Origin of the sequence: Thermogemmatispora aurantia (assembly GCF_008974285.1) — a bacterium.
Classification (GTDB): domain Bacteria; phylum Chloroflexota; class Ktedonobacteria; order Ktedonobacterales; family Ktedonobacteraceae; genus Thermogemmatispora; species Thermogemmatispora aurantia.
In genome coordinates, this window is sequence record NZ_BKZV01000002.1 from 421,114 (window position 1) to 441,209 (window position 20,096).

A 20,096-nucleotide genomic window follows, 5' to 3' on the forward strand; every position below is an offset into this window, starting at 1 on the left:
TACCAGTGAACGGCGCGCCTTTTCTGCCAGGCTGCCTGCGACAAGTCCAGGGGGCAAGCAGGTTGGTCGCGGAGGGGTGGCTTTTAGTAGCTGATCACGCTATGCATGCAAGGGATAGGAGCAATGAGCGACTACAGCGGCCTGCAGTTCGGCCATTATCGCCTGGAGCACTTACTTGGGGCGGGCAGTTTTGCCCAGGTCTATCTGGCGACCCATGTGCACCTGCAGACGCGGGTCGCGGTGAAGGTGCTCCATGCTGCGCTCGGTCCCGAGGCGGTCGAGCAGTTCCGCCGCGAGGCGCGGACGATTGCCTCCCTGGTGCACCCGCATATTGTGCGCGTGCTGGATTTCGGGCTACACGAGGGGCACCTTCCTTATCTGGTGATGGATTATCAACCAGGCGGCTCGCTGCGCCAGCGCTATCCGCGCGGCAGCCGCCTGCCTCTGGAGTTGGCCCTGAGCTATGTACGCCAGGCGGCGGAGGCGCTGCAGTATGCTCACGAGCGACGCATCGTCCATCGCGACGTGAAGCCGGAGAACATGCTGCTCGGGGAGGATGGTCTGTTGCGCCTGGCCGATTTCGGGATCGCGACTATTCTGGCGACAACGGGGACACTAAGCCATGCTCCAGGGGCGGCAGCGACAGGCAGTCAGGATCTGGCGGGCACGGTCACCTATATGGCACCCGAGCAGATCCAGGCCCATCCTCGCCCGGAGAGCGACCAGTATGCGCTGGCAGTGGTGCTCTACGAGTGGCTCTCTGGGGCACCGCCTTTCACGGGCAGCTTCGCTGAGGTAGCAGTACGCCATTGTACGCTGGCTCCGCCGCCGTTGCGCGCTCGGGTTCCGGAGTTGTCGCCGGCGGTAGAGGAGGTTATTCTGCGGGCTTTGGCTAAGGATTGGCAGGCGCGCTTTCCTTCGCTGCGGGCCTTCGCGGCTGCGCTGGCAGAGGCCAGTGGATTGACGCTGAGAGTGGCCAGCGTTGGCGCACCACTGCATCTCTCCGCCTCAGAAGGGAGTCTCCTCACAGCCGAGGCCGCAGCTCTTCCAACACAGCAGGCCTCGCCAGCTTTCTCTTACTACGCGGAGACGGGAGCACCTCCGCCGCGCCTGCCTCCACCACCGATGGCCCTGAATTATTTGCCACTGGTGCGCGACGGTCTGCTTTCTCGCCAGCTTTTCTGGTTGTTCGCTTATGTGGGCATGCTGATCGCGCCTTTTCTTCCGCTGCTTTTGCTGCCGGCTCCCTGGCAGACGTTGGGCCTGCCGCTCTGGCTCTATACAGCCATTGGCGGCACACTGCTGGGAAGCGGGACGTTACTGGCGGGGGCACTCTGGGGGAGCTGGCGCGGAGCCTTGATAAATGGAGCCTATGCCCTCTTTCTGGCGGCGATCAGCCTGGCGGGGCGCTGGCTGCCGTTTTCGCCCTTCTTGCTGGTGCCTCCGGTGGCGGCCTTCGTAACCGGCTGCATCTATGAGCGACGTACGCTGCGCGGCTTCGGGCGCGCGCTCCTGGCTTTGCTGCCGGGCGCTCTACTGCTGATCCTGGGGCCGCTGCTGGGCAATCTGCAGGGGAAAACGAGCATGGCTGAGGTCACGCTGGCGCTGCTGGTGACGCTGGCGACGCTGGTACCAGGTTTGACGAATGGATTGTTCTGGGGCGTGCTGGCCTCTCTCCTGGTCACACTGCTGCTCGCTGCGACTGTTGAGATGGCACTCCAGCGCTGGCTAGAGCGCCGACAGGGCTGAGGGAGCCGAAGCTGCTCCTTCTATTTCTACTGTAGTAATTCTATCATTTTTCAATATTATTGAACCTACCAGATATGTTTTCTATTGCATAGCAACCTATATGCCGATAAATAATAATGCAATCTAGCGCAGGCCACCCTCTCACAGGTCATTCTGCTCAGGAGCCTGATCATCAGACAGTGAGGCAGTAAGGGGCGTGATTGCTAAAGACTGGTTGGTTCTTCTGGTGAGCAGGGATAGACGGCCAGGAAGCGCGGGTCAGATAGTGGCTGCCTGAAGTCTACTGGGGCTGCTACCTCGTGGTATTTCACTGAGAAACAAGCAGCTTGACAGTAAAGATGAGAAATTGTTACACTCTCCCCGGTGGGAAGGATGAGGGGACTTCAACGGGAGGAAGGAGATAATGGCTGACTATAGCGGGCAGCAGCTGGGGCACTATCGTCTGGAGCGCCTCCTTGGCCAGGGTGCCTTCGCCCAGGTCTACCTGGCAACCCATCTTCATCTGGACACCAAGGCGGCGGTCAAGATTCTTCACCAGGTCACCGACCAGAGCGCCATCGAGCAATTCCGTCGCGAGGCGCGCACCATCGCTGCTTTGTTGCACCCTCATATTGTGCGTGTCTTCGATTTCGGCCTGCACGAAGGACGTATTCCCTATCTGGTCATGGACTACCTTCCCGGCGGCACACTGCGTCAACGCCACCCTCCTGGCAGCCGTCTGCCGCTGGCCGTGGCTTTGGACTACACGCGCCAGATCGGCGAAGCGCTGCAGTATGCGCACGAGGCCCGTATCGTTCACCGTGACGTCAAACCCGAGAACATGCTGATCGGGCGCGACAACAGCGTGCTGCTCGCAGACTTTGGCATTGCCACGATCGCGGCCAGCACTCGCCTGGCCACCGTTGAGGATCTGGCAGGCACGGTCACCTATATGGCACCCGAGCAGATCCAGGGCCATCCCCGTCCGGAGAGCGATCAGTACGCGTTAGCGGTGGTGCTCTACGAATGGCTTTGTGGAAGACCCCCTTTTAGGGGCAGCTTTGCTGAGGTGGCCGCTCAGCACTGCACCGCCGCACCACCCCCGCTCAGCCAGCAGGTGTCTGACCTTCATCCGGACATCGAACAGGCAATTCTACGCGCCCTGGCGAAGGATTGGCGCGCTCGCTTTCCCTCTATACGGGATTTTGCCAGTGCGCTTGTGGAGGCCACAGCCGAGACCATCAGGGTCTCCTCCAGCCCGCAGCCTGGCCCGCCCCCTTCTGCCGCGTCTCAGCCCCCTCCGGGCAGCATGCCTATCTCCACTTCTCCTCTTAGCTCTAGCGTTCTCGATTTGACAGCCAGCGAGCCTGGCGTTCTGCCTGATCGCAACAGATCCCAGTATGCCGTCTCCCGGGACTCAGATACCACGAGCCAGGCGCGGCTTCCAGCATCTCCCAAGCGTACCAGGACAGCAACCAGGCGTCCATATGCTCCCCGAGCTCCCCGAGCTGCTCAAAGGAGAAGCACTGCCAGCTGGGCTTCTTTCGCAGTCTACTCCGCCGGTCACGCCAGTCCCCAGACCACATGGCCACCACCACCTCCCTTTCCACTCAACTATCTGCCGCTAGCACGTGGCCACCTTACCGTAAGCCAGGCCGTTGCCATGCTGCTCTACCTGCTGCTGGCACTTGGCCCCACCCTACCACTCTTTCTGCTGGCTTATCAGATGCCCCCAACAACCACGCCCCTACCGAGCTGGGCTATCATCAACCTGCTAACCGTGCTACTGCTCTTGCCAGTCGCCCCGACTCTGGCCGGGAAGATCTTTGGAGGCTGGCGCGGCGCCCTGGTCAGCTGCATGACCATCCTGGTCCTCTGGAACCTTAATGCGCCTCTGTCAAGGCATGGCTTTTTCCCAACCACCTGGCAGAGCGCCGTCGCCCTGGCTGGCTGGCCCCTGGCCTCCGCACTCACCGGCTGGCGAGTCTGGCGTAATCCTTTTCGCTCCTTTCGACGCGCCTGGCGGCTTCACCTCGCTGGCCTGCTGATCATGCTGGCTACTCTCACGATCGGTCTGATCTACAGCACTCCTTTAGACCAGCTGTCGCAGCCGTCGAACCAACAGTTCGAGGAGTACGTTAGCCTGTACTGTTGTTTCTTCCCCATCTGGCTGATACTCAGTTCAACCTGCGGGACTCTGCTCGAAATGTTGCTTCAAAAGCTCACCGAACTCCTTCAGCCGCGGCTGCGGAAGGGTCAACCCGAATGACCCGTCCACCAGCCGCGCGCCGCAGGCGGTCCTGCACCGCCAGTCCCAGGCCCACGGGCCTGAAGCTGCGACAGAGGATCACATCGACCGCCGCCGCCTCTAGCTCCCGCAGCGTGGCGAAGAGAGCCGCCGCCACCTTCTCCGGTTCCTCCAGCGAGGCTGGCGCCCGCACCAGCGCCCCGCGCTCTTCGCATGGGCGCAGAGCCTCCACATCCTCGCTGGCCGCCAGAATACCCACGCGCTCGCCGCGCTTCAGATGCCGCAGGGCTTCTGCTACAATCGCTGTCCGCTGAGCCTGATCCTCGCCCTCGAAGAGGCACAGGGGTACCGTCGGCGAATAGTGTACCAGCAACTGGCCGGGCGCGCGCTGAGCCTGGCCCTCCTCGCTCTCAGGCTGGCCAGAGGCCGTGGCCCGCGGCGGCAGCGGAGGCTCAATTTCCGGCAGGACCTCACGCAAAGCCTCCAGACTCGTCCCGCCGGGGCGCAAGATGCGGGGCACCGCTGCACATAGATCAATGACCGTCGACTCAACGCCGACCGGCGTCGGGCCGCCATCCAGGATCAGCGGCACGCGCCCGTTCAGGTCGGCCAGGGCATGCTGCGCCGTTGTCGGACTGACATGCTTGAAGCGGTTGGCACTGGGAGCCGCGATGGGCGTAGCGGCAGCGCGAATCAGGGCCTGCGCCACCGGATGGCTCGGCATGCGCACCGCCACGGTCTCCAGGCCCGCTGTGACCAGCCGCGGCACGTGCTCGCTACGCGGCAGAATCAGCGTCAACGGCCCCGGCCAGAACGCTTCGGCCAGCCGCCATGCACGTTCCGGAACAGCGGCAGCCACCCGCTCTAGCTCTTCTACCTGTGCTATATGAACAATCAGCGGATCAGTCAACGGTCGACCCTTGGCCGCAAAGATCCGGCGGGCCGCCTCTTCCCGCAAAGCGTCGCCCCCCAGACCGTAGACGGTCTCTGTTGGGAAGACCACCAGTTCGCCTGCGCGCAACAGCGCCGCCGCTCGCTCAATGACGGCGGCCTCGGGCTGCCGCGCATCAACAGGGACTACCTCAGTAGAGACTGCCTTGATATCGTCTGCCATGAGTACCTGAGCAACCACCTTCTTGATTAGGAGCTAGCGCTGGTCTGGCCTCTTTGCAAAAGAAGAGAGGGCCAGCCAGCCGACACAAAGCAACGCACTCGCCAGTTGGGAAGAGCGCTCGGCCACCGACGAGAGTCTCTCCAGCGGCAGTACACGGCCAGGGCCAGGGCGATCAGACAGGCTAGTGTCCTTGGCCCGAATGCAGCTCCCGCTCTGACTCTGGTCCCTGCCTATCGCTTGCTTGCCTGGCAAGAAAGCGTTCATAGTCAGCGAAGATGGACTGAGTTGCTTCGCCCAGGCGGCGCAGGGCCTCCTCACGCTCTAGCCAGAGCGGCTCACCCTCCATACTCGCCCGCAGCTGGCCACCGATCACCTCGCCACAGACGACCGCCGTCAGCGAACTCATCTGTGTCACGGAAGCACTTACCAACCAATAGCAGCCGATAATGCTCTGCGCCCGAATGCGCAGGCCGGTCTCCTCCTCACACTCGCGCACCGCCGCCTCGAAGGGCGTTTCGCGCCAGCGCATAAAACCGCCTGGAAAGCTCCAGGTGCCGCGGGCCGTGCGCACGACCAAAAAGCGCCCTTCGTTCTCAACGACCACATTGACCGCACCAAGCGGCGGCAAATTGCCTACCAGCAGAAGATTGAGCAGATTGAAACAGATGCTCACAATGGCCTTGAGCAGGCTATAGACCACAGGTTGCCTCTCCTCTCCTCACATCAGCCAATGGGCTATGGTTCTCATTGTACTGCATCTGGGAAGAGGAGGCCCTCCCACTCTTACTCAATCTCACCCTCAGCCCAGCGGCCACAGAGCACCACGCAAGAGAACGCTTGAGCGCGATCCACAAGAACAGGAACAAGACGAAAAAGCCCGACTGGGGAGCTTACCAGTCGGGGAAGGGACCGTCTCACCTCCCAGCCAGCCATTCTGATCGCCGACGGCAAGAGGGGCAGGCGAGCAGCATAGCGACAGCCAGGCCAGTTTGAAGGAGCGGAGCACCACCGCTGGCCGGCGTTTTCGTCTAGAGCGCCGGTGAGGAGGACGAGGAGGCCGTAGGATCGGAAGCTTCCTGAGCGTCGGTCTGGCCGGTGGAGACGGTGCGCTCTTGCTGGAGCTGGCGAGCCTCTTGCCGGCTCCGGCACACAATCAGCTCGTGGTCACCAATGCGAAGCTGATCACCAGAGCGGAGCACCCGGCTTCCCCCTTGCTCCAGACGCTGGCCGTTGACAAAAACTCCCTCGGTGTTATCTCCGTCTTGAATAAGCAACTCAGTTCCTGCCCGTCGCAGAAAGGCATGGCGACGCGAGACACGGCGATCTCCCTCAAGCAGAATACCGCTATCACCAGCGCGTCCGATGCTGACCTCGGGAGTTGAAAGCTCTACAATAGTGGCCTGACGTCCAGCCATTGTCGGCGGCAAGACCAGGATATAGGCTGGAGCTGCTTCACCGTGCGGGTCCTCAGCCGGAGCAGGTGCCGGCTCAATTCGCGCTGTCACCGGCTCTTCGTCCGTCCGCCCACGCTCGCCCTCCTGGCTTGCCTCTCCTCGGCCATCCGTAACGGCGCTCACCTCCTCATGAGTTGCTTCAGGCTGAGCGCCGTTAGCACCGCGCAGCACCTGGGCAGCCTCCGCGATAGGGACTACTTCTGCTTCCTGCGGCCCCTGGCTCGCAGATACAGGGGCAGTCGATGGCCGCGTATGCAGGCCCGAAAGCACTTCGAGCAGGGAAACCTCAGCGGGCGATGTCTGCGGCAGTTCTACAGTTACAGTCTGCTGGACCACTGCTGCGCTTTCAGGCGGGTCAGCCTGTTCCTGCCCTGCGATGATAGCCGCTGCAACCTCTGGCGCGAAAGCTGCTGGCTCGCCCACCGCTGAAGAAGCTGCCTCTCTCGCCCTCTCAGGGGCTGGTACATTTGGGGGACGGGTCGCTTGGAGCAGAGCTTCAAAATAGGTCAGGGCAGAGCCAGAGAGAGCGTGGCCGTCTGTTTGTTTGATGGTGGCCTCTATGGCCGTCGGTTCTGGATTCAGCCCTGGCTCAGGCAGGGCCGCCTCATCGCTCGCCGTCAGCGACTCCGCCACTGGCTCGCTCTCCTCCGGGGCCATCACCTGGTTCTGGTCACTCGCCGCCGCTTGCTGCGGCTCCGGCAAGAGTGAGGCAGAGCTTCCAGCATTGCCTGTCGCCGGCTGCTCATCGCACGCGGCCCCATCCGCCACCTGGGTCCCGGCTTCAGCCGCAAGGACTGTCTCATCGGACTGCGGTCCGGCCAGCACGGTCACAACCTCCGCATCTGCCGGGATAGCTTCCTGCACAGGAGAAGCTATCAGCGCCTCTGCACTCGCTGTAGACATTCCCTCCTCCGACAACTCAGCCTCAGCTGGCTCGTCAGGAGCAGTCTGTACAGCAGCGTGCACCTCCTCGCCTGCAACCATCACAGCCTCCGACTGCCCAGCTGCGGTTTGCTCCAGCTGGCTGCCGTCAGACGCAGGCTCCCTTGCCTTGCCGTCTGCCGGCAGAGAGATCGGTTCTCCCTGGAGCGGCTCCCCCTGCGGACCAGGGGCAGCCTGCCCGGCAGCGGCCACCAGGCGGGGAGCCGCTTGCTGTAGCGCCTCGGTGAAGGCAAGCACCGAAGGATAGCGATCCTCGGGATAGACCGAGAGCGCGCGGCGAATCACCCCTTCAATCTCCACAGGTATCTGTGGATTCAGCGACAGGAGGGACGGGAACGACTCACTCAGCTTCGCCTGAGCGATCTCCTCGGGTAACCCCAAATAAGGAGGGCGTCCAGCGATCCACGTATAGACAATCACCGCCAGAGCGAACTGATCGCTGGCCTGCGTCGCTCGTCCGCCGAGCTGCTCTGGAGCTGCCGTCACCGGCAAGATGGGACGCTGCAGCCGCCCGAAGCGACGCACAAAGTGAGCCAGGCCCACATCGGCCAGCATGAAGGGGGCATAATCCGACGCGCCTTCCACATTTGGCCCGCGCAGCACCATAATATTCGTCAAGCTCAGCCCTCCATGCAGATAGCCGGCATGATGCACATGTTGCAGCGCCTGCGCCAACTGCTGAGCGTAGCTCACCGCCGCTGACAGCTCCAGTGGCGGACTAAACCATAAACGCCCGTCGCTGTTAAGCAGCGAGCCACTACTGAACAACCGCCGCGCAACATACAGAGCGCCGTGCAGCTCCCCATAATCGAGCACTGGCGCCAGGTAGCGGTGAGTGAGCTGACTGATCCCCTGCATCTCGCGGAAAAACTGCCGCCGCGCTGCATCCGAGAGCGGCGCCCAGGGATGCAACAGCTTGAGTACCACCTTCCGTAGCAGTAGCGTATCCTCAGCCTCGTAGCTCTCACCGGCTACTCCGCTACCAAGGAGTCTGATCACGCGATAGCGTTCGAACCGCTGGCCTTCTCGCAATGCCGGCATAGGCGACCTCGCTTTTTCCCCAGATAGCATCTGTCGCTATTGTAGCATGTTTCTGCTGGCAGACAGCAAAGCAGTAGTACTAAATCGGGGAACCTGTCAGGTAGCAGGAAAACCGCAGGACGATCCTCAAGCTCCTCCAAGATGTGGAGACACAAGGGAGCAGCAGCCCGCAAGAGAACTCAGCAGTCCTCGTGATCGACCGCGGCCTCCTCTTCCCTCCACTGCTGAGACACCTTCCCTTCTTCGCCCGCAGGAGGCGCATCAGGTTCGGTTCTGGCGGGGTCCGCCGAGGAGGACGAGGCTCTTTCAGCACGCGGGACCGCCGCGAGTGCTCTCTCCTGCTGCTCAACGGAAGCAACAGCGCCGCTCTCGTGACTGCCCTCATCCTGACGACGCTGAGCAAGCGCTGTCTGCCGCTGCCTGGCCAGACGAGCGCGGCGCAGGCGGTAGAGGAGCAAAGCCACCAATCCCACTATGACCAATACCAGCGCCCCGGCCCAACTAATGGTGCGGGCCAGGCGCTCAACAGCCGCAAAATTATCGTGAAAGACGCGTCCGGCGAAGTAGCCCAGCGATCCGAAAACGGTCGCCCAGATAATGCCACCCGCCGCATTGTAGACCAGAAATGTCCGCCAGCGCATCCGGTTCACACCGGCCAGAAAGGCCGCCCAGGCCCGCAGCACGGCGATGAAACGTCCGAAGAAAACCGTTTTGTCTCCGTGACGGGCAAAGAACTGCTCGGCGCGCTCCAGATGCTCAGGCTTGAGGAAGATATAACGTCCGAAGCGTTCCACCAGCGGCCTGCCGCCGTGGCGCCCAAGCAGATACCCTAGATTATCGCCCACAATGGCCCCCAGCGCTGCGCAGGCAATGACGAGAGGAATTTGCAACTGGCGATCGACCCCTGCCAGAAACGAGGCCAGCAAGAGCATGGTCTCCCCAGGAAAGGGAATGCCCGAGCTTTCAATCATAATAAAGAGCGCCACCGCGGGATAGCCCCAGACATGCAGCGCATCCTGCAGCGTCTGCAGCGAGATCAACGCTGCGATCACCCCAAAAAACGGAACTGATCGGCTGGCAACGTTCACCAGTACCAGGCGCGACCACCAGAACATGCACCCTCCTTCGCTTCCGCGGGTCCTCACAAATCAAGCAAGCAATCTTTTACCGGGCCAGTATACGCCCTGGCCCGGCCAAAGACAACCTCAAGAGCCAGACACAGGTAGCTGGAAACCGCCGTCGGTACGCTGCCGTCTTCTGGTCTGCCACCAGCTTCCCAGCCAGGTCAGACCAAAAGCCAGAAGCGGAGGCCCTACGGTACTGAAACCCATCCAGCCGATCCAGCCACCCCCTGCCGGCAGGTAGCCACGAGAGAAATAAATGGCAAAGGCAGAGAGCGAGAAGACCAGCACAAAGATCTGCAAGGCGTACTCCAATGCCGCCGGCTGCTGGTACCGCGGCCAGGCGAGCGGAGCCAGCGCGAGGAGCCAGGCCAGGTACCAGGGGAAAAACCAGGGCGTCACCAGGAAGATTGCCCCCATCATCAGCAGTGCCCCAACCGCCCAACGCTCTAGCCGCGGTTGCTCCCAGAGCAGCCACAGGGCCATGCCTAGAGTTACCAGCAGCGCCAGCCCCTGAATGAGATTCCAGGTACTGCGCCGTCCCAGGAGGGCGAGCAGCTGGCCCATCCAACCTTCCAGCGGCTGTGGATGATAATGTCGCCACTCCTGAATAGCGCGCAGAATCGAAAACTGCCCTAGCTCGCGACTCGTCGAGGGCGGAGCCAACAGGCTGACAACAACCTCATGAGGACTATGGCCGAGCCAGAAAGGAAGATAGGCCAGTCCCGCCACGACGATTGCGCAGCCAAGCGCCAGGAGTAGCTGTGCTAACGCCGGTCGCCAGCGCAGACGCAGCGCTAGCAGCAGACGCTGCTTGCCGTCGCGCTGAAGGGTACGGAAGAGCAGGAGACAGAGGAAGAGCGCCACCCCAAGCAGGGCCGTAAACTTGATCAAGACAGCCAGCAGCATGAAGACCAGAGCCGGCAACCAGCAACGCACACGCTCCAAGCCTCTGCCGTTGGCCTCAGCCCAGCACCAGCAACCCAGCAGCATGCAGGTCATCATCAAGACATCGTTATGGGCCCCCAGCGCACTTTCGAAGAGCATCAGCGGATTGAGAGCGTAGAGCATGGCCCCCAGCGTGATCACGCGCTCCGAACGCCCCAGTGCTCGTAGCAGGCGAGCGATCAGGACCATATTGAGCAGGTGAGCCATCAAGGCCAGGAGACGAAAAGCCAGCACATAGGCTGGCGCATTGGCCCCCAGGAGCCAGCTGAGGACGGCACAGATCAGCAACCAGACCGGACCATAGGCCGCCACCGCCGTCCTCCAGTCATCCAGCGGGGCAAGAGGATCACCCGGGAAAGCAGAGAGCGGCACAAAGTACGGATTGGCCCCATGCGCTACCATGACACGGCCATAGCCGGCGTAGACAAAGATATCGTGCGAGAGCATCCCGGGCGCCACCACGAGTATACTTCCACAGATGAGAAGTACAGCACCCGTGAGCCACAGCATCCCCCGGCGACGACCCGCCGTGGTGGCCAATTTCCAGCTCAGCCAGAGCAGGCCCAGATAGAGCAGAAAAAGAATAAAAATCATCAAATGAAAAGAGAGATCTGCTCTATTTAAAAAAGGCCAAAATTGCCTGAAGAAGAGTACTAGTCTGGCTGGCACCCAGAAGCCAAAAAGCCCGAGAGCCTTTCCTGGGAGCTGGCCGGCGACAGGATGCCTGGCTAACTGCTCGAGCGGAGCAATGGCCGCCACGATAATGGTCAGATAACCAGCAAGCAGCAGAGCGACGCACAAGAACCCAAGGCCGACCCGCGGTGGTTTTGCACGTACTGCCTGCTTCTTGATCTGATTGTCTATGAACAGCGTTTCGGTCATAACCTGTATCGCGTACATCCAAATTGTAGATAGAAGGGGCAAGCATTGGCCGTCCGGGGCGAGCGCAGTGCTAGAGCGCTACGAACCCCGGTTAGCCAATCATCCTCAGACCATCCAGAGCCCCATGATAAAAATAATGGTCAGGGTGGCCAGCAGCGGCGGGAAGATCAAAGTGATCGCTTGATGAAGGCGCCGATGTTCGCAGGCCAGGGCCGCCAGGGTCATGAAGCCTGGGAACATCTCCAGGACGAAGCGCTGGTTGGAGATCAGGGAATCGGGCTGATTGATACTCGGTTCCACTAAATAGAGCAGCAGCAAGGCCGCCATCCAGAGCGTATAGCTGAAGCGCAGACGGCGCCAACCCAGCACAGCCAGCACGATAAAGCCCAGAGTGGCGCTGAGATCGAGCACCAGATGGACCGAGAAGAGCGAGCCGACGGGCTGCAGCCAGAAGAGTTCTACCAGCGCCTTCCAGATGCCTTCCCAGGGCCAGACGGTGCGATGGGACCAGCGATACTGCACCGCCGCGAAGCTGAAAGGTGAGTGGAAGAGATGCCAGCAATAGAGACTGTAGAGAGCAGTGCCTACCGGAATCAGCACAACCGGCAGCGCTCGCCAGAGAAAGGCGCGCCAGTGACTGCGTTCAGCCGGCTCGGCCAGCAGGCCCAGGTTATCGCGGGCTATCCATGCTTCCCAAAGGAAGGGCAGCACGAGTAAGATGCCCGGCGAGCGAGTCAGGGAGGCCAGCATGCCCAGCAGCCCGGCCAGCCACCAGCGTCGTCGGCGCAAGGCCAGGAAGCAGCCAGTTACCAATAGCAAAAAGAGCGATTCATTATAGGCGGCAAAGAAGAAGAAGGCCGTTGGAAAAATACAGAGGTAGAGCAGCGTGCGACGGCTGACTTGATCACCCAGCGCCTCGCTGGCAAGCTGATAGAGCGTGAATAAAGCGCCGAGCAGAGCGAGATTGCTGATGAGCATGCCAAAGAGGAGATACCCGTGATTTCCCACGAGATGGGCACAGATGCTGATCAAGAGAGGAAAGAGAGGAAAGAATGCACTATCAAAAGGGCTGCGATAGCCAAATTGAGCAATCTCTACATAGTGTATAGCATCCCAGCGCTTCCACGACATGGCCGTCGCCAGCAAGCTTACCGGTGGCGCTATATACTGCGGTGGGCGCGGTCCGTGGAGTAGCGTATACGCAAAGTAGGTCACCACGATGAGCGCGATGCGGGTCAGGATAAAGAGCCAGAGAATGTCGGCGGTTGGCGCACGTTTCATAGAAAGTGCTCTTCTCTCCTTTGTATAACAGATTACAGGATTACTCTTCTCCTGCTATCTTTCTCCGCTTCCTTGCTGAGGTTCACTGGTATAACGAACGACCTATGCAGATAGTCAAAAAGGAAGCCTTTCTTCCCCTGTAGGCTATGCTCAAACCCCCCATAACAGGTGTACTCTTGATTAAAGAGATAATGTTTCAATAATATTTATCCTATATCGGAATGAAAAATCTTTTCGCGTGCAGGTTGCAAAGGCCTCTTTCTCAAATGCTTCGTCCTCACTGAGTTGCCTGAATAATAACCTTTCCTAGGCCAATATCTGAATTTATCCTTTATCATCCTTGCTCCTTGAAATGTTCAGACAGACAGGCCGGCTGACCGACTGATCAGGTTGAGTAGAGCTAGCGAGGGAAGGCCTGAACCCCTGTTTCTAAACGATCTCAGTCCCGCCAACTGGCAGAGAGCAGAGAAACAGTCCGGCCCGCCAACGCCAATCTACTTATAACCTGCGCTGCTTGGGCGCTAGAAATTTACGCTTCCCCATCAGCTTTGCCGCTTCCTCTTGCGATCGTCGTCTCCGCATGCTATAGTGTATTTAACATTCCCTTAACATAAGGTTAATATCAGCTTAACACTTCCCCAGTCACAGAACAGCCGGGCAGCGCCGCCCGCGTGGGCACAGCGAGCCAGGCCATCAGGCGGGCCTCAGAGCTACTGGCACCAGGCAAAGCATGCCTTGAGAGCAGAGCAGCCGGACACAGCGACGAGCACAAGGGTCGGCCATCGCGCGCCCGCGCCGCTCCAGACAGCATCACGTGCAGAAGGTGAGTCCACAGCCCACCTTGCGATCTGCTAGTTTATCTGCTTATCCACGCTTGCGCCATCAGAGCGGTGCCTGCAAGTGTGAGCAATTGCCTGCTTCCAGGCTATCCAAGCTATCTCACTAAACTCAAGCAATGGGGGGGAGAGAGAGCAAGCAATGGCAACGACAAGCAATCCGACAATGGTTGTGGGCCTGTTACTGGGCGGGGCCCTGTTACTGCTCTACGGCCTGCGCCTCCTGTCGGAGGCTATGCAGCGCGCAGCCGGTCCGCGCCTGCAGAAGGCAACGATGGCGCTGGCCCAGCGCCCTTTCATGGCTTTCGGTGTCGGCGTCGTCGCGACGGCCCTGACGCAGAGTTCGAGCGCGACCTCCTCGCTGCTGGTGGAGCTGGTGAACGCTGAACTGGTTCCGCTGACGACGGCCTTTGTCATGATTCTGGGTACCAACGTCGGCTCCACGCTGGTCGTGCAGTTGCTTGCTTTCCATGTGACCGACTACGCCATCCCCATCGCCGGAGCAGGGGCCGCCCTGGGCCTGTTGACACAGCATAAGCCGCAGCGCGACCTCGGTCAAGCGGCTTTCGGCTTTGGGGTGATCTTGCTTGGACTGGCGGCGCTCCAGGTTGGTAGCGCCCCGATCGCAGCCAGCCCGATCACCGCCGAGGTACTGCGCTCTTTGATGGGGGCGCCGCTGGTGCTGGCCCTGCTGGGCTTGCTCCTGGCTCTGGCCTTCGCGTCGAGTGCGGCGGCCATCGGCCTGGTGCTGGTCTTGACAGCCAGTGGCGCGCTCTCGGTCTTTGCGGCTCTGGCCTTGCTCTTTGGGGCCAATATCGGCTCAACGCTGACGGCTCTGTTGACAGCCATCAGTCGCCCCTCGGTTACAGGCCGCCGTCTGGCCCTGCTCCATACTGGCACCAAGTCACTGGGGGCTGCCATTGCTCTGGCTCTGCTGCCGCTATTGACCAACCTGCTGGCCCGGCTCGGCCTGGAACCTGTCTGGCAGGTGGCCCTGACTCACTTGATCTTTAATCTGGCCTTGGCCGCGGTCTTTGTTCCGCTGGCTGCTCCCGTTACACGTCTGGTGACCTTGCTCCTGCCAGAGCAGGAGAATCATTATGAGCAGCAACTGGGGCCGCGCTATCTTGATCCCGAGGCCCTGGCCTCGCCGGCGGTCGCCCTGGGCCAGGCAACGCGCGAGGTTCTCCGTATGGCCGATATCGTGACGGAGATGCTGCGCTTGAGTATGCTGGCCTTCGAAAAGCCCGATGCCCGCGTGCCGGAGCGCATCAATGAGCTGGATGACCAGCTTGATCAGCTTAATGCAGCCATTAAGCGCTATCTGACGCAGCTCGATGAGAGCCGCCTGACGCGCGAGCAGGTCCAGCGCGAGCTGGCACTCCTCTATATTATTACTGATCTTGAGGCCATCGGCGATATCATCGATCGACAGATGATGCGCCTGGCCCGACGCAAGCAACGCCGCCAGGTTGCTTTCTCTGAGGAGGGCTGGCAGGATCTGCTCAATTACCACGACGAGGTGACGGAGGCCCTGGAGCAGGCCCTGGCTGCACTGGCTTCGCAGGATACCTCGTTGGCCAACGACTTCTTTGTGCGGAAGGCGGAGCTGAGCAAGATGAAGCGCCAGCTCCATCTGCGCCACGTGCGCCGCTTGCAGAGTGGCCTCTCTCCTAGCTGGGAGTCAAGCGCAATCCATCTCGATCTCTTGAACGCTCTCAGTCGCGTGCTGTCCCATGCATCGAACATCGCGCATGCAGTGCGCGGCGACCTCTGATGAGAAGATCACCTCCTGCCGCCTTCTCTCTGGTTGGCGGAGCGGCAAGGACAGCTCTGCCCGTGCAGTGCTGGTCGTTGCTGCTCCGCCGCTCTCCTCTACTGCCGCATTGGGCTTCTACTAGCAGCAACCTACTCCGATCCTCCCCTCCCTTCATTCGCCGTTTTCTAATGCAAAATCAACCCGGCAGGCTTTACACAAGAAAGCTGAAAGACACACGCATACAGCCACTTTCGGCTAGCCGTTAGCAATCCGTCTATCAAAGGGGTAGACTCCCGACCGGGGGATGCCATCGCACTCTGCATTCATCACAGGTTGTGAGGAAGTTCATAGCTTCTGAGGCGGCAAAGCTGTAGTGTAAAGGCTATCATCAGGAAAAGAGAGTGCAGACTCTCCTCTCAACTTCTTCGTAATAAAGTGAGTTTTAACAATGTTAAAAGCAACGTTTGAGATCGAGGTCACAACTCCGCTCTTTCTGGCCGGGGCCAATCAGGCAGAGGTAGAGCTGCGTCCTCCTTCGTTGCGGGGGCCTCTGCGCTACTGGTATCGGGCACTGATCGGCGGGATTACCGGAGGCAATCTGGCGGAGGTACGCCGACGCGAGGCGCAGGTGTTCGGAGAGGCCGAACATGGCTCGCCGATAAGCATTCGTATCTCTGAGGTGACGCTGCCACAGCGAGAGTTGCCCACTTTCAAGCGGACCGACGATCAACCAGGCGCAAGCTATCTCTTCTGGTCTATGGACAGGACCAAAGATCGACCTTGCCGCCAGTACTATCAGCCTGGTACCCGCTTTCAGCTTACGCTTACAGCACACGAGAAAGATCAGCAAGCCCTAATAGAGGCCATTATCAGCCTCTGGCTCCTAACCAACCTTGGCGGACTGGGCGCGCGTTCTCGCCGCTGCGCTGGCAGCCTGGTGATTCGCTCATCTGCTCTCTCCTTCGCTTCTGAGCTAGAGCTACCCCTACTGTCGCCAGGCCAGGCCACAGATCTTGACACGTTGGCTGCTCTCCTTACACTGGGACTTCAAGAGATTAAGCGTTTTCTCAGTGTTAGTAAGCTATCCAGTGTTGAAAACGCCCGCTTTGATATCATTGCCCCAGGTAATTGCTATATAGCTCTCCTCTCTCCCCAAAATGGATGGCTAAGAGTAGATGAGGCGCTAGAGGCTGTCGGCAAGCAGTTGCAGCAATATCGCCGATCTCTGCCAGCAGATGACCGCAGAGCATTCGGCCTGCCTTTGCCTACGCTCAAGAAACGCCTGGCTTCGCCTCTTCATTTGCATATTACAACTATTGATAGCTCTTATTTATGTGTTGCAACCATATTTAAAAATAGATTACTACAGCAGAGACATTTCAATGTCATTAAAAATTTTATAAAAAATTTCCCAGAAGCAACTAAAAGGGAGATAGAGTTATGACCCAGTCCTACATGCTCATCTTCGCCCTGGGGCCGGTGCAATCTTTCATCGCTCAGGCGCGCAAGACGCGCGATCTCTGGTTGGGCAGCTTCCTGCTCTCGCGCCTGATGGAGGCGGCCCTCACAACTGTGCCAAAGGAAGCGCTGGTCTTCCCGACCGACCCGCGCATTGATCGCACGCGCTGGGTACCCGACCTGCCCAATCGCTACGTTGCGGTCTTCTCCCCAACGGAGACCCGGCCTGACCCGCTGGCAGCAGCCCGCCAAACGGCTGAGCAGAGCGAGCGGGCGATTTACGCCACCTGGCAGCAGATCTGCAGTGAAGTCTACCAGCAGCTCTTTGCCAGCAATGGCTCCGGCTGGAAGGATGACCAGGTACTGCGCGCCATTTGGGAACGCCAGACCGATCCCCGACGCCTCTTCGAAATCTACTGGGCCATTGCCGCCAACACCGATGGTCAGGGCCGCCCGCTGGCATATGGGGACTGGTTCAAACGCACCTCCCAGGCGCTCGATGCCCGCAAGAGCCTGCGCGATTTCGTCGCTCAAGATGAGCCTGGCGAGAAGAGCACCCTCTCCGGCGAGCGCGAGGCTCTGCACACCCAGGGCGGCAGCCGGCACCAGGTCCGAGAGTTCTGGAGGCAGATCTCCCAAAAAGCAGGGGTTTCAGGCAAGGACCTCGCCCTGGATGGCTCCGAGCGCCTGGACGCCATCGACACAGTGAAGCGCTTCGCTCTGCTCTCAGAGAGCCTCCGCTCAGGCTCCGGGAATGGCTATCAGGTGTCAAACCAGAGCCTGGCTTTCCCATCAACCAGCACGATGGCCGCCGCTACCTTCATCGATCAACTGTTGACCCCGGAGGAGACATCAGAGTCAACCAGGAGGGAGACTATAGAGAGATGGAGCCAGATCGTCAAGCCACTGAAAGCTCGCCTGGCCCTTCCCTATCTGGAGCAGAAAGCGCGGAAGGAAGAGCAGCATGGGCAGCCAGCTCGCTACTCCTGGCTCATGCAGGTTGATGGCGATTGTGTCTTTGCTGAGACCTTTACCGCCCAGCGGCTACGCACGGATTACAGTGCCGTGATCGAGTCCCGGGAGCCTGTAACTCCTGGCAAGTTGGTCCTCCATCCGACCTTCCTCGACGAGGCTCGCAAGGCCCTGAGACAGCTCTACCAGCACTTCGGCGAGCCAACCCCCTACTACGCCTTGCTGCAAATGGACGGCGATCAGATGGGCACCATTATTGGCGAGATCCAGAGCCAGGATGATCACCGTAGCATCAGCACAGCACTCTCGACATTCGCTCGCCAGCACGTTCCCGAAATCGTCGAGGACGAGCGTCCCGGCAAACTGATCTACGCTGGCGGCGATGATGTGCTGGCTTTTGCTCCGCTGGCGCAGGCGTTCGCTATCGCTTCAACCCTGCAGCAGGCCTATCACGAGATCGTAGGGTCGAGTGTGCAAAAGGCCTCCAGCGGGACGAGAACGGCCACGGTCAGTATGGGCATCGCCATCGCTCATCACCTGATGCCGCTGACACTGGTACGCCGGATGGCTCGCGAGGCTGAGGAACAGGCTAAACAGCGCTATGGCCGCAATGCCCTGGTGGTGACGATCCTTTGGCGCTCCGGCAATATGCTCTCTGCTGGCTGCCGCTGGGAATATCCTTTTTCGGAGGGTGGCTGGCTGACTATGCTCCCGCTGCAAATCTTCCAACATGTAGTAAACCTTTTTGCGAGCACTACGCTGTCGCCACGCTGCCTGGACATCCTCAAAAGGGAGCTGCCGGGGCTAGAGGGCTTGCCACAGGAGGCGCGTTGCAGTGAGATCGCGCGTGTACTGAAACGGCAATGGAACACTACCGCCCTTCAGTCCGACAAGAAGCCATCGCAGAGCCTGGCCCACGACAAGACACTGCGGGACACTGCCAGCTCCGAATCGTCCACCAGGCTCATGCCTTACGCCCTGGCCTATGCCCTGGTCCATCTCGCAGCTCTCATGGAAAAGAGCCACCCTGGCGCCTTCTCCGGCCCCGACAACTCTGGCCTGAAGGAGGTCCTGAACTGGCTGCAGATTCTGGCTTTTCTTGCGAGGGAGGCAGGAAAGAATGTATCTCTTCATTGAGCCACATGAGACGCTCCTTTTTCGCAGCGGGCGCCCCTTCGACGCGGGCGAGGTGGGCTTTGCGGAATCGCTCTTTCCTCCAACACCAGAAACTCTGCAGGGAGCGCTGCGGGCTTTGATTGCCAGCAACTGGGATCAGCGCAAAAGCCTGCCGGAGCTGTTCCTCGATCGGGAGCTGACCGCCCTCATCGGCGATCAACAGAGCTATGGGCGCCTGCGCATTCAGCTCATCACGCTCGGGCGACGCCGGCCAGCCCAGAACGGGAGCCAGAACTTTGAGCTGCTCTATCCTATGCCCGCCCATTTGCTGCGCGGACCTGGGCCACAAGGCCAGCAAACCCGCCTACTGCGCTTGAAACCGGCCTCGCCCGCCGGGGTCTCGACGAACCTTCCCCAGGGGTTGCAACTGCTCTATCCTCAAGGCCAGGAGCAAGAGCAACCGCTTGGCAAGGGGAGCAAGCTGCAAGGCTGGCTGACAGCAGAAGGACTGGAGGCAGCCCTGCGCCCCGATGGTCAGCTGACCGACGCCATGATCGTCTCCGCCAGCGAGACCCATGAGGAAGAGCCTCGCACGGGGATCGCCCGTCAGGAGAGCACAGGGGCGACCGAGGAGGGCATGCTCTATACTATCTACGCTGTTCGGATGCGACCCGGCTATGGCTTTATGGTCGACCTGCGCCTGGCTCAGACAGCTGACCCCCTCAGCGATCAGTTGCTACCTGACGAGCAGACCGCTTCGCTCTTGCGCCTGCCTGCGCCTCCGGCGCACTTCGTCCATATCCTGGGCGGTGAGAGCCGTCCTGCAACCGTCTGGCTGATTGATCCCCAGGCTACACCGGTGCGGGCCGCCACACCTCAGCCACCAGATCCCGAACGCGGGCAGCGGCTTCTGCTCTATCTGACCACCCCGGCGATCTTTGCCGGTGGCTGGCGACCAGAGCGCTGGCCTGCAGCTCTTGGACAACCCATCGCCGCGGCTATCAGCCACTATCGGTGGATTGGCGGCTGGCAGATGACCCCCCGCCATCACGGCGGCCAGAGCAAAACGGCCCGACGCTGCGTTCCTGAAGGAAGCGTCTACTTCTTTGACAAGCAAACAGATGGAGATCTCTACCAGCTAACAGATATCGGCAAAGAAATAGGATACGGTATGACCCTTAAAGGAGCCTGGTGAA

The 20,096-nt window shown here is 60.4% G+C and carries 12 protein-coding genes; 6 read left to right on the forward strand and 6 right to left on the reverse strand.

Annotated features, from left to right (window positions below; genetic code table 11):
• The first annotated feature begins 123 nt into the window (after positions 1 to 123).
• The gene (locus tag KTAU_RS08485) at positions 124 to 1,749 is read left to right on the forward strand and encodes a serine/threonine-protein kinase (RefSeq protein ID WP_170293157.1); all 1,626 of its coding nucleotides are present in this window, start codon (positions 124 to 126) and stop codon (positions 1,747 to 1,749) included.
• A 403-nt stretch (positions 1,750 to 2,152) separates the two neighbouring features.
• A complete protein-coding gene (locus tag KTAU_RS08490; RefSeq protein WP_151727974.1) occupies positions 2,153 to 3,997 on the forward strand; it encodes a serine/threonine-protein kinase in 1,845 nt (614 codons plus the stop codon).
• Here the strand turns inward: KTAU_RS08490 and KTAU_RS08495 are convergent.
• The 6 genes from KTAU_RS08495 to KTAU_RS08520 form a co-directional block, all read right to left on the reverse strand.
• Entirely contained in the window at positions 3,951 to 5,090 is a 1,140-nt protein-coding gene (locus KTAU_RS08495; protein WP_151727975.1) for an L-threonylcarbamoyladenylate synthase, read from the reverse strand. The two genes, KTAU_RS08490 and KTAU_RS08495, sit on opposite strands and share 47 nt — an antisense overlap.
• Before the next feature lie 181 nt (positions 5,091 to 5,271).
• A complete protein-coding gene (locus KTAU_RS08500; RefSeq protein WP_151727976.1) occupies positions 5,272 to 5,790 on the reverse strand; it encodes an NUDIX hydrolase in 519 nt (172 codons plus the stop codon).
• Positions 5,791 to 6,118: 328 nt separating this feature from the next.
• Positions 6,119 to 8,527, reverse strand: a complete 2,409-nt coding sequence (locus KTAU_RS08505) for a protein kinase domain-containing protein (protein ID WP_170293158.1) — start codon at positions 8,525 to 8,527, stop codon at positions 6,119 to 6,121.
• Positions 8,528 to 8,706: 179 nt separating this feature from the next.
• Complete coding sequence (locus tag KTAU_RS08510) at positions 8,707 to 9,642, reverse strand: DedA family protein (RefSeq protein ID WP_151727978.1); 936 nt, start codon at positions 9,640 to 9,642, stop codon at positions 8,707 to 8,709.
• A gap of 90 nt (positions 9,643 to 9,732) precedes the next feature.
• Positions 9,733 to 11,190, reverse strand: coding sequence for an MptA/MptB family glycosyltransferase (locus KTAU_RS08515; RefSeq protein ID WP_228026384.1), 1,458 nt, complete (start codon positions 11,188 to 11,190; stop codon positions 9,733 to 9,735).
• A gap of 393 nt (positions 11,191 to 11,583) precedes the next feature.
• Complete coding sequence (locus KTAU_RS08520) at positions 11,584 to 12,759, reverse strand: mannosyltransferase family protein (RefSeq protein WP_112433082.1); 1,176 nt, start codon at positions 12,757 to 12,759, stop codon at positions 11,584 to 11,586.
• 978 nt (positions 12,760 to 13,737) lie between these two features.
• Between KTAU_RS08520 and KTAU_RS08525 the strand changes: the two genes are divergently transcribed.
• The 4 genes from KTAU_RS08525 to KTAU_RS08540 all read left to right on the forward strand — a co-directional run bounded on the left by KTAU_RS08525 (position 13,738) and on the right by KTAU_RS08540 (position 20,095).
• Positions 13,738 to 15,372 carry a Na/Pi cotransporter family protein gene (locus tag KTAU_RS08525; protein WP_151727980.1) on the forward strand — a complete coding sequence of 545 codons (1,635 nt, stop codon included), beginning with the start codon at positions 13,738 to 13,740 and terminating at the stop codon, positions 15,370 to 15,372.
• Between the two features lie 430 nt (positions 15,373 to 15,802).
• A complete protein-coding gene (gene cmr1 / locus KTAU_RS08530) occupies positions 15,803 to 16,798 on the forward strand; it encodes a type III-B CRISPR module RAMP protein Cmr1 (RefSeq protein ID WP_151727981.1) in 996 nt (331 codons plus the stop codon).
• Positions 16,795 to 18,921 carry a type III-B CRISPR-associated protein Cas10/Cmr2 gene (gene cas10, locus KTAU_RS08535; RefSeq protein ID WP_151727982.1) on the forward strand — a complete coding sequence of 709 codons (2,127 nt, stop codon included), beginning with the start codon at positions 16,795 to 16,797 and terminating at the stop codon, positions 18,919 to 18,921. Before cmr1 ends, cas10 begins: the two co-directional genes overlap by 4 nt.
• Positions 18,905 to 20,095: a type III-B CRISPR module-associated Cmr3 family protein gene (locus KTAU_RS08540; RefSeq protein WP_151727983.1), complete on the forward strand. Its 1,191-nt coding sequence runs from the start codon at positions 18,905 to 18,907 to the stop codon at positions 20,093 to 20,095. Before cas10 ends, KTAU_RS08540 begins: the two co-directional genes overlap by 17 nt.
• Position 20,096: the final 1 nt, after the last annotated feature.

What these genes read in the sequence shown, in the direction of transcription:
- KTAU_RS08485 (WP_170293157.1), top strand. Translation starts at nt 124, where the DNA reads ATGAGCGACTACAGCGGCCTGCAGTTCGGCCATTATCGCCTGGAGCAC.
- KTAU_RS08490 (WP_151727974.1), top strand. Translation starts at nt 2,153, where the DNA reads ATGGCTGACTATAGCGGGCAGCAGCTGGGGCACTATCGTCTGGAGCGC.
- KTAU_RS08495 (WP_151727975.1), bottom strand. Translation starts at nt 5,090, where the DNA reads ATGGCAGACGATATCAAGGCAGTCTCTACTGAGGTAGTCCCTGTTGAT.
- KTAU_RS08505 (WP_170293158.1), bottom strand. Translation starts at nt 8,527, where the DNA reads ATGCCGGCATTGCGAGAAGGCCAGCGGTTCGAACGCTATCGCGTGATC.
- KTAU_RS08510 (WP_151727978.1), bottom strand. Translation starts at nt 9,642, where the DNA reads ATGTTCTGGTGGTCGCGCCTGGTACTGGTGAACGTTGCCAGCCGATCA.
- KTAU_RS08515 (WP_228026384.1), bottom strand. Translation starts at nt 11,190, where the DNA reads ATGATTTTTATTCTTTTTCTGCTCTATCTGGGCCTGCTCTGGCTGAGC.
- KTAU_RS08520 (WP_112433082.1), bottom strand. Translation starts at nt 12,759, where the DNA reads ATGAAACGTGCGCCAACCGCCGACATTCTCTGGCTCTTTATCCTGACC.
- KTAU_RS08525 (WP_151727980.1), top strand. Translation starts at nt 13,738, where the DNA reads ATGGCAACGACAAGCAATCCGACAATGGTTGTGGGCCTGTTACTGGGC.
- cmr1 (WP_151727981.1), top strand. Translation starts at nt 15,803, where the DNA reads ATGTTAAAAGCAACGTTTGAGATCGAGGTCACAACTCCGCTCTTTCTG.
- cas10 (WP_151727982.1), top strand. Translation starts at nt 16,795, where the DNA reads ATGACCCAGTCCTACATGCTCATCTTCGCCCTGGGGCCGGTGCAATCT.
- KTAU_RS08540 (WP_151727983.1), top strand. Translation starts at nt 18,905, where the DNA reads ATGTATCTCTTCATTGAGCCACATGAGACGCTCCTTTTTCGCAGCGGG.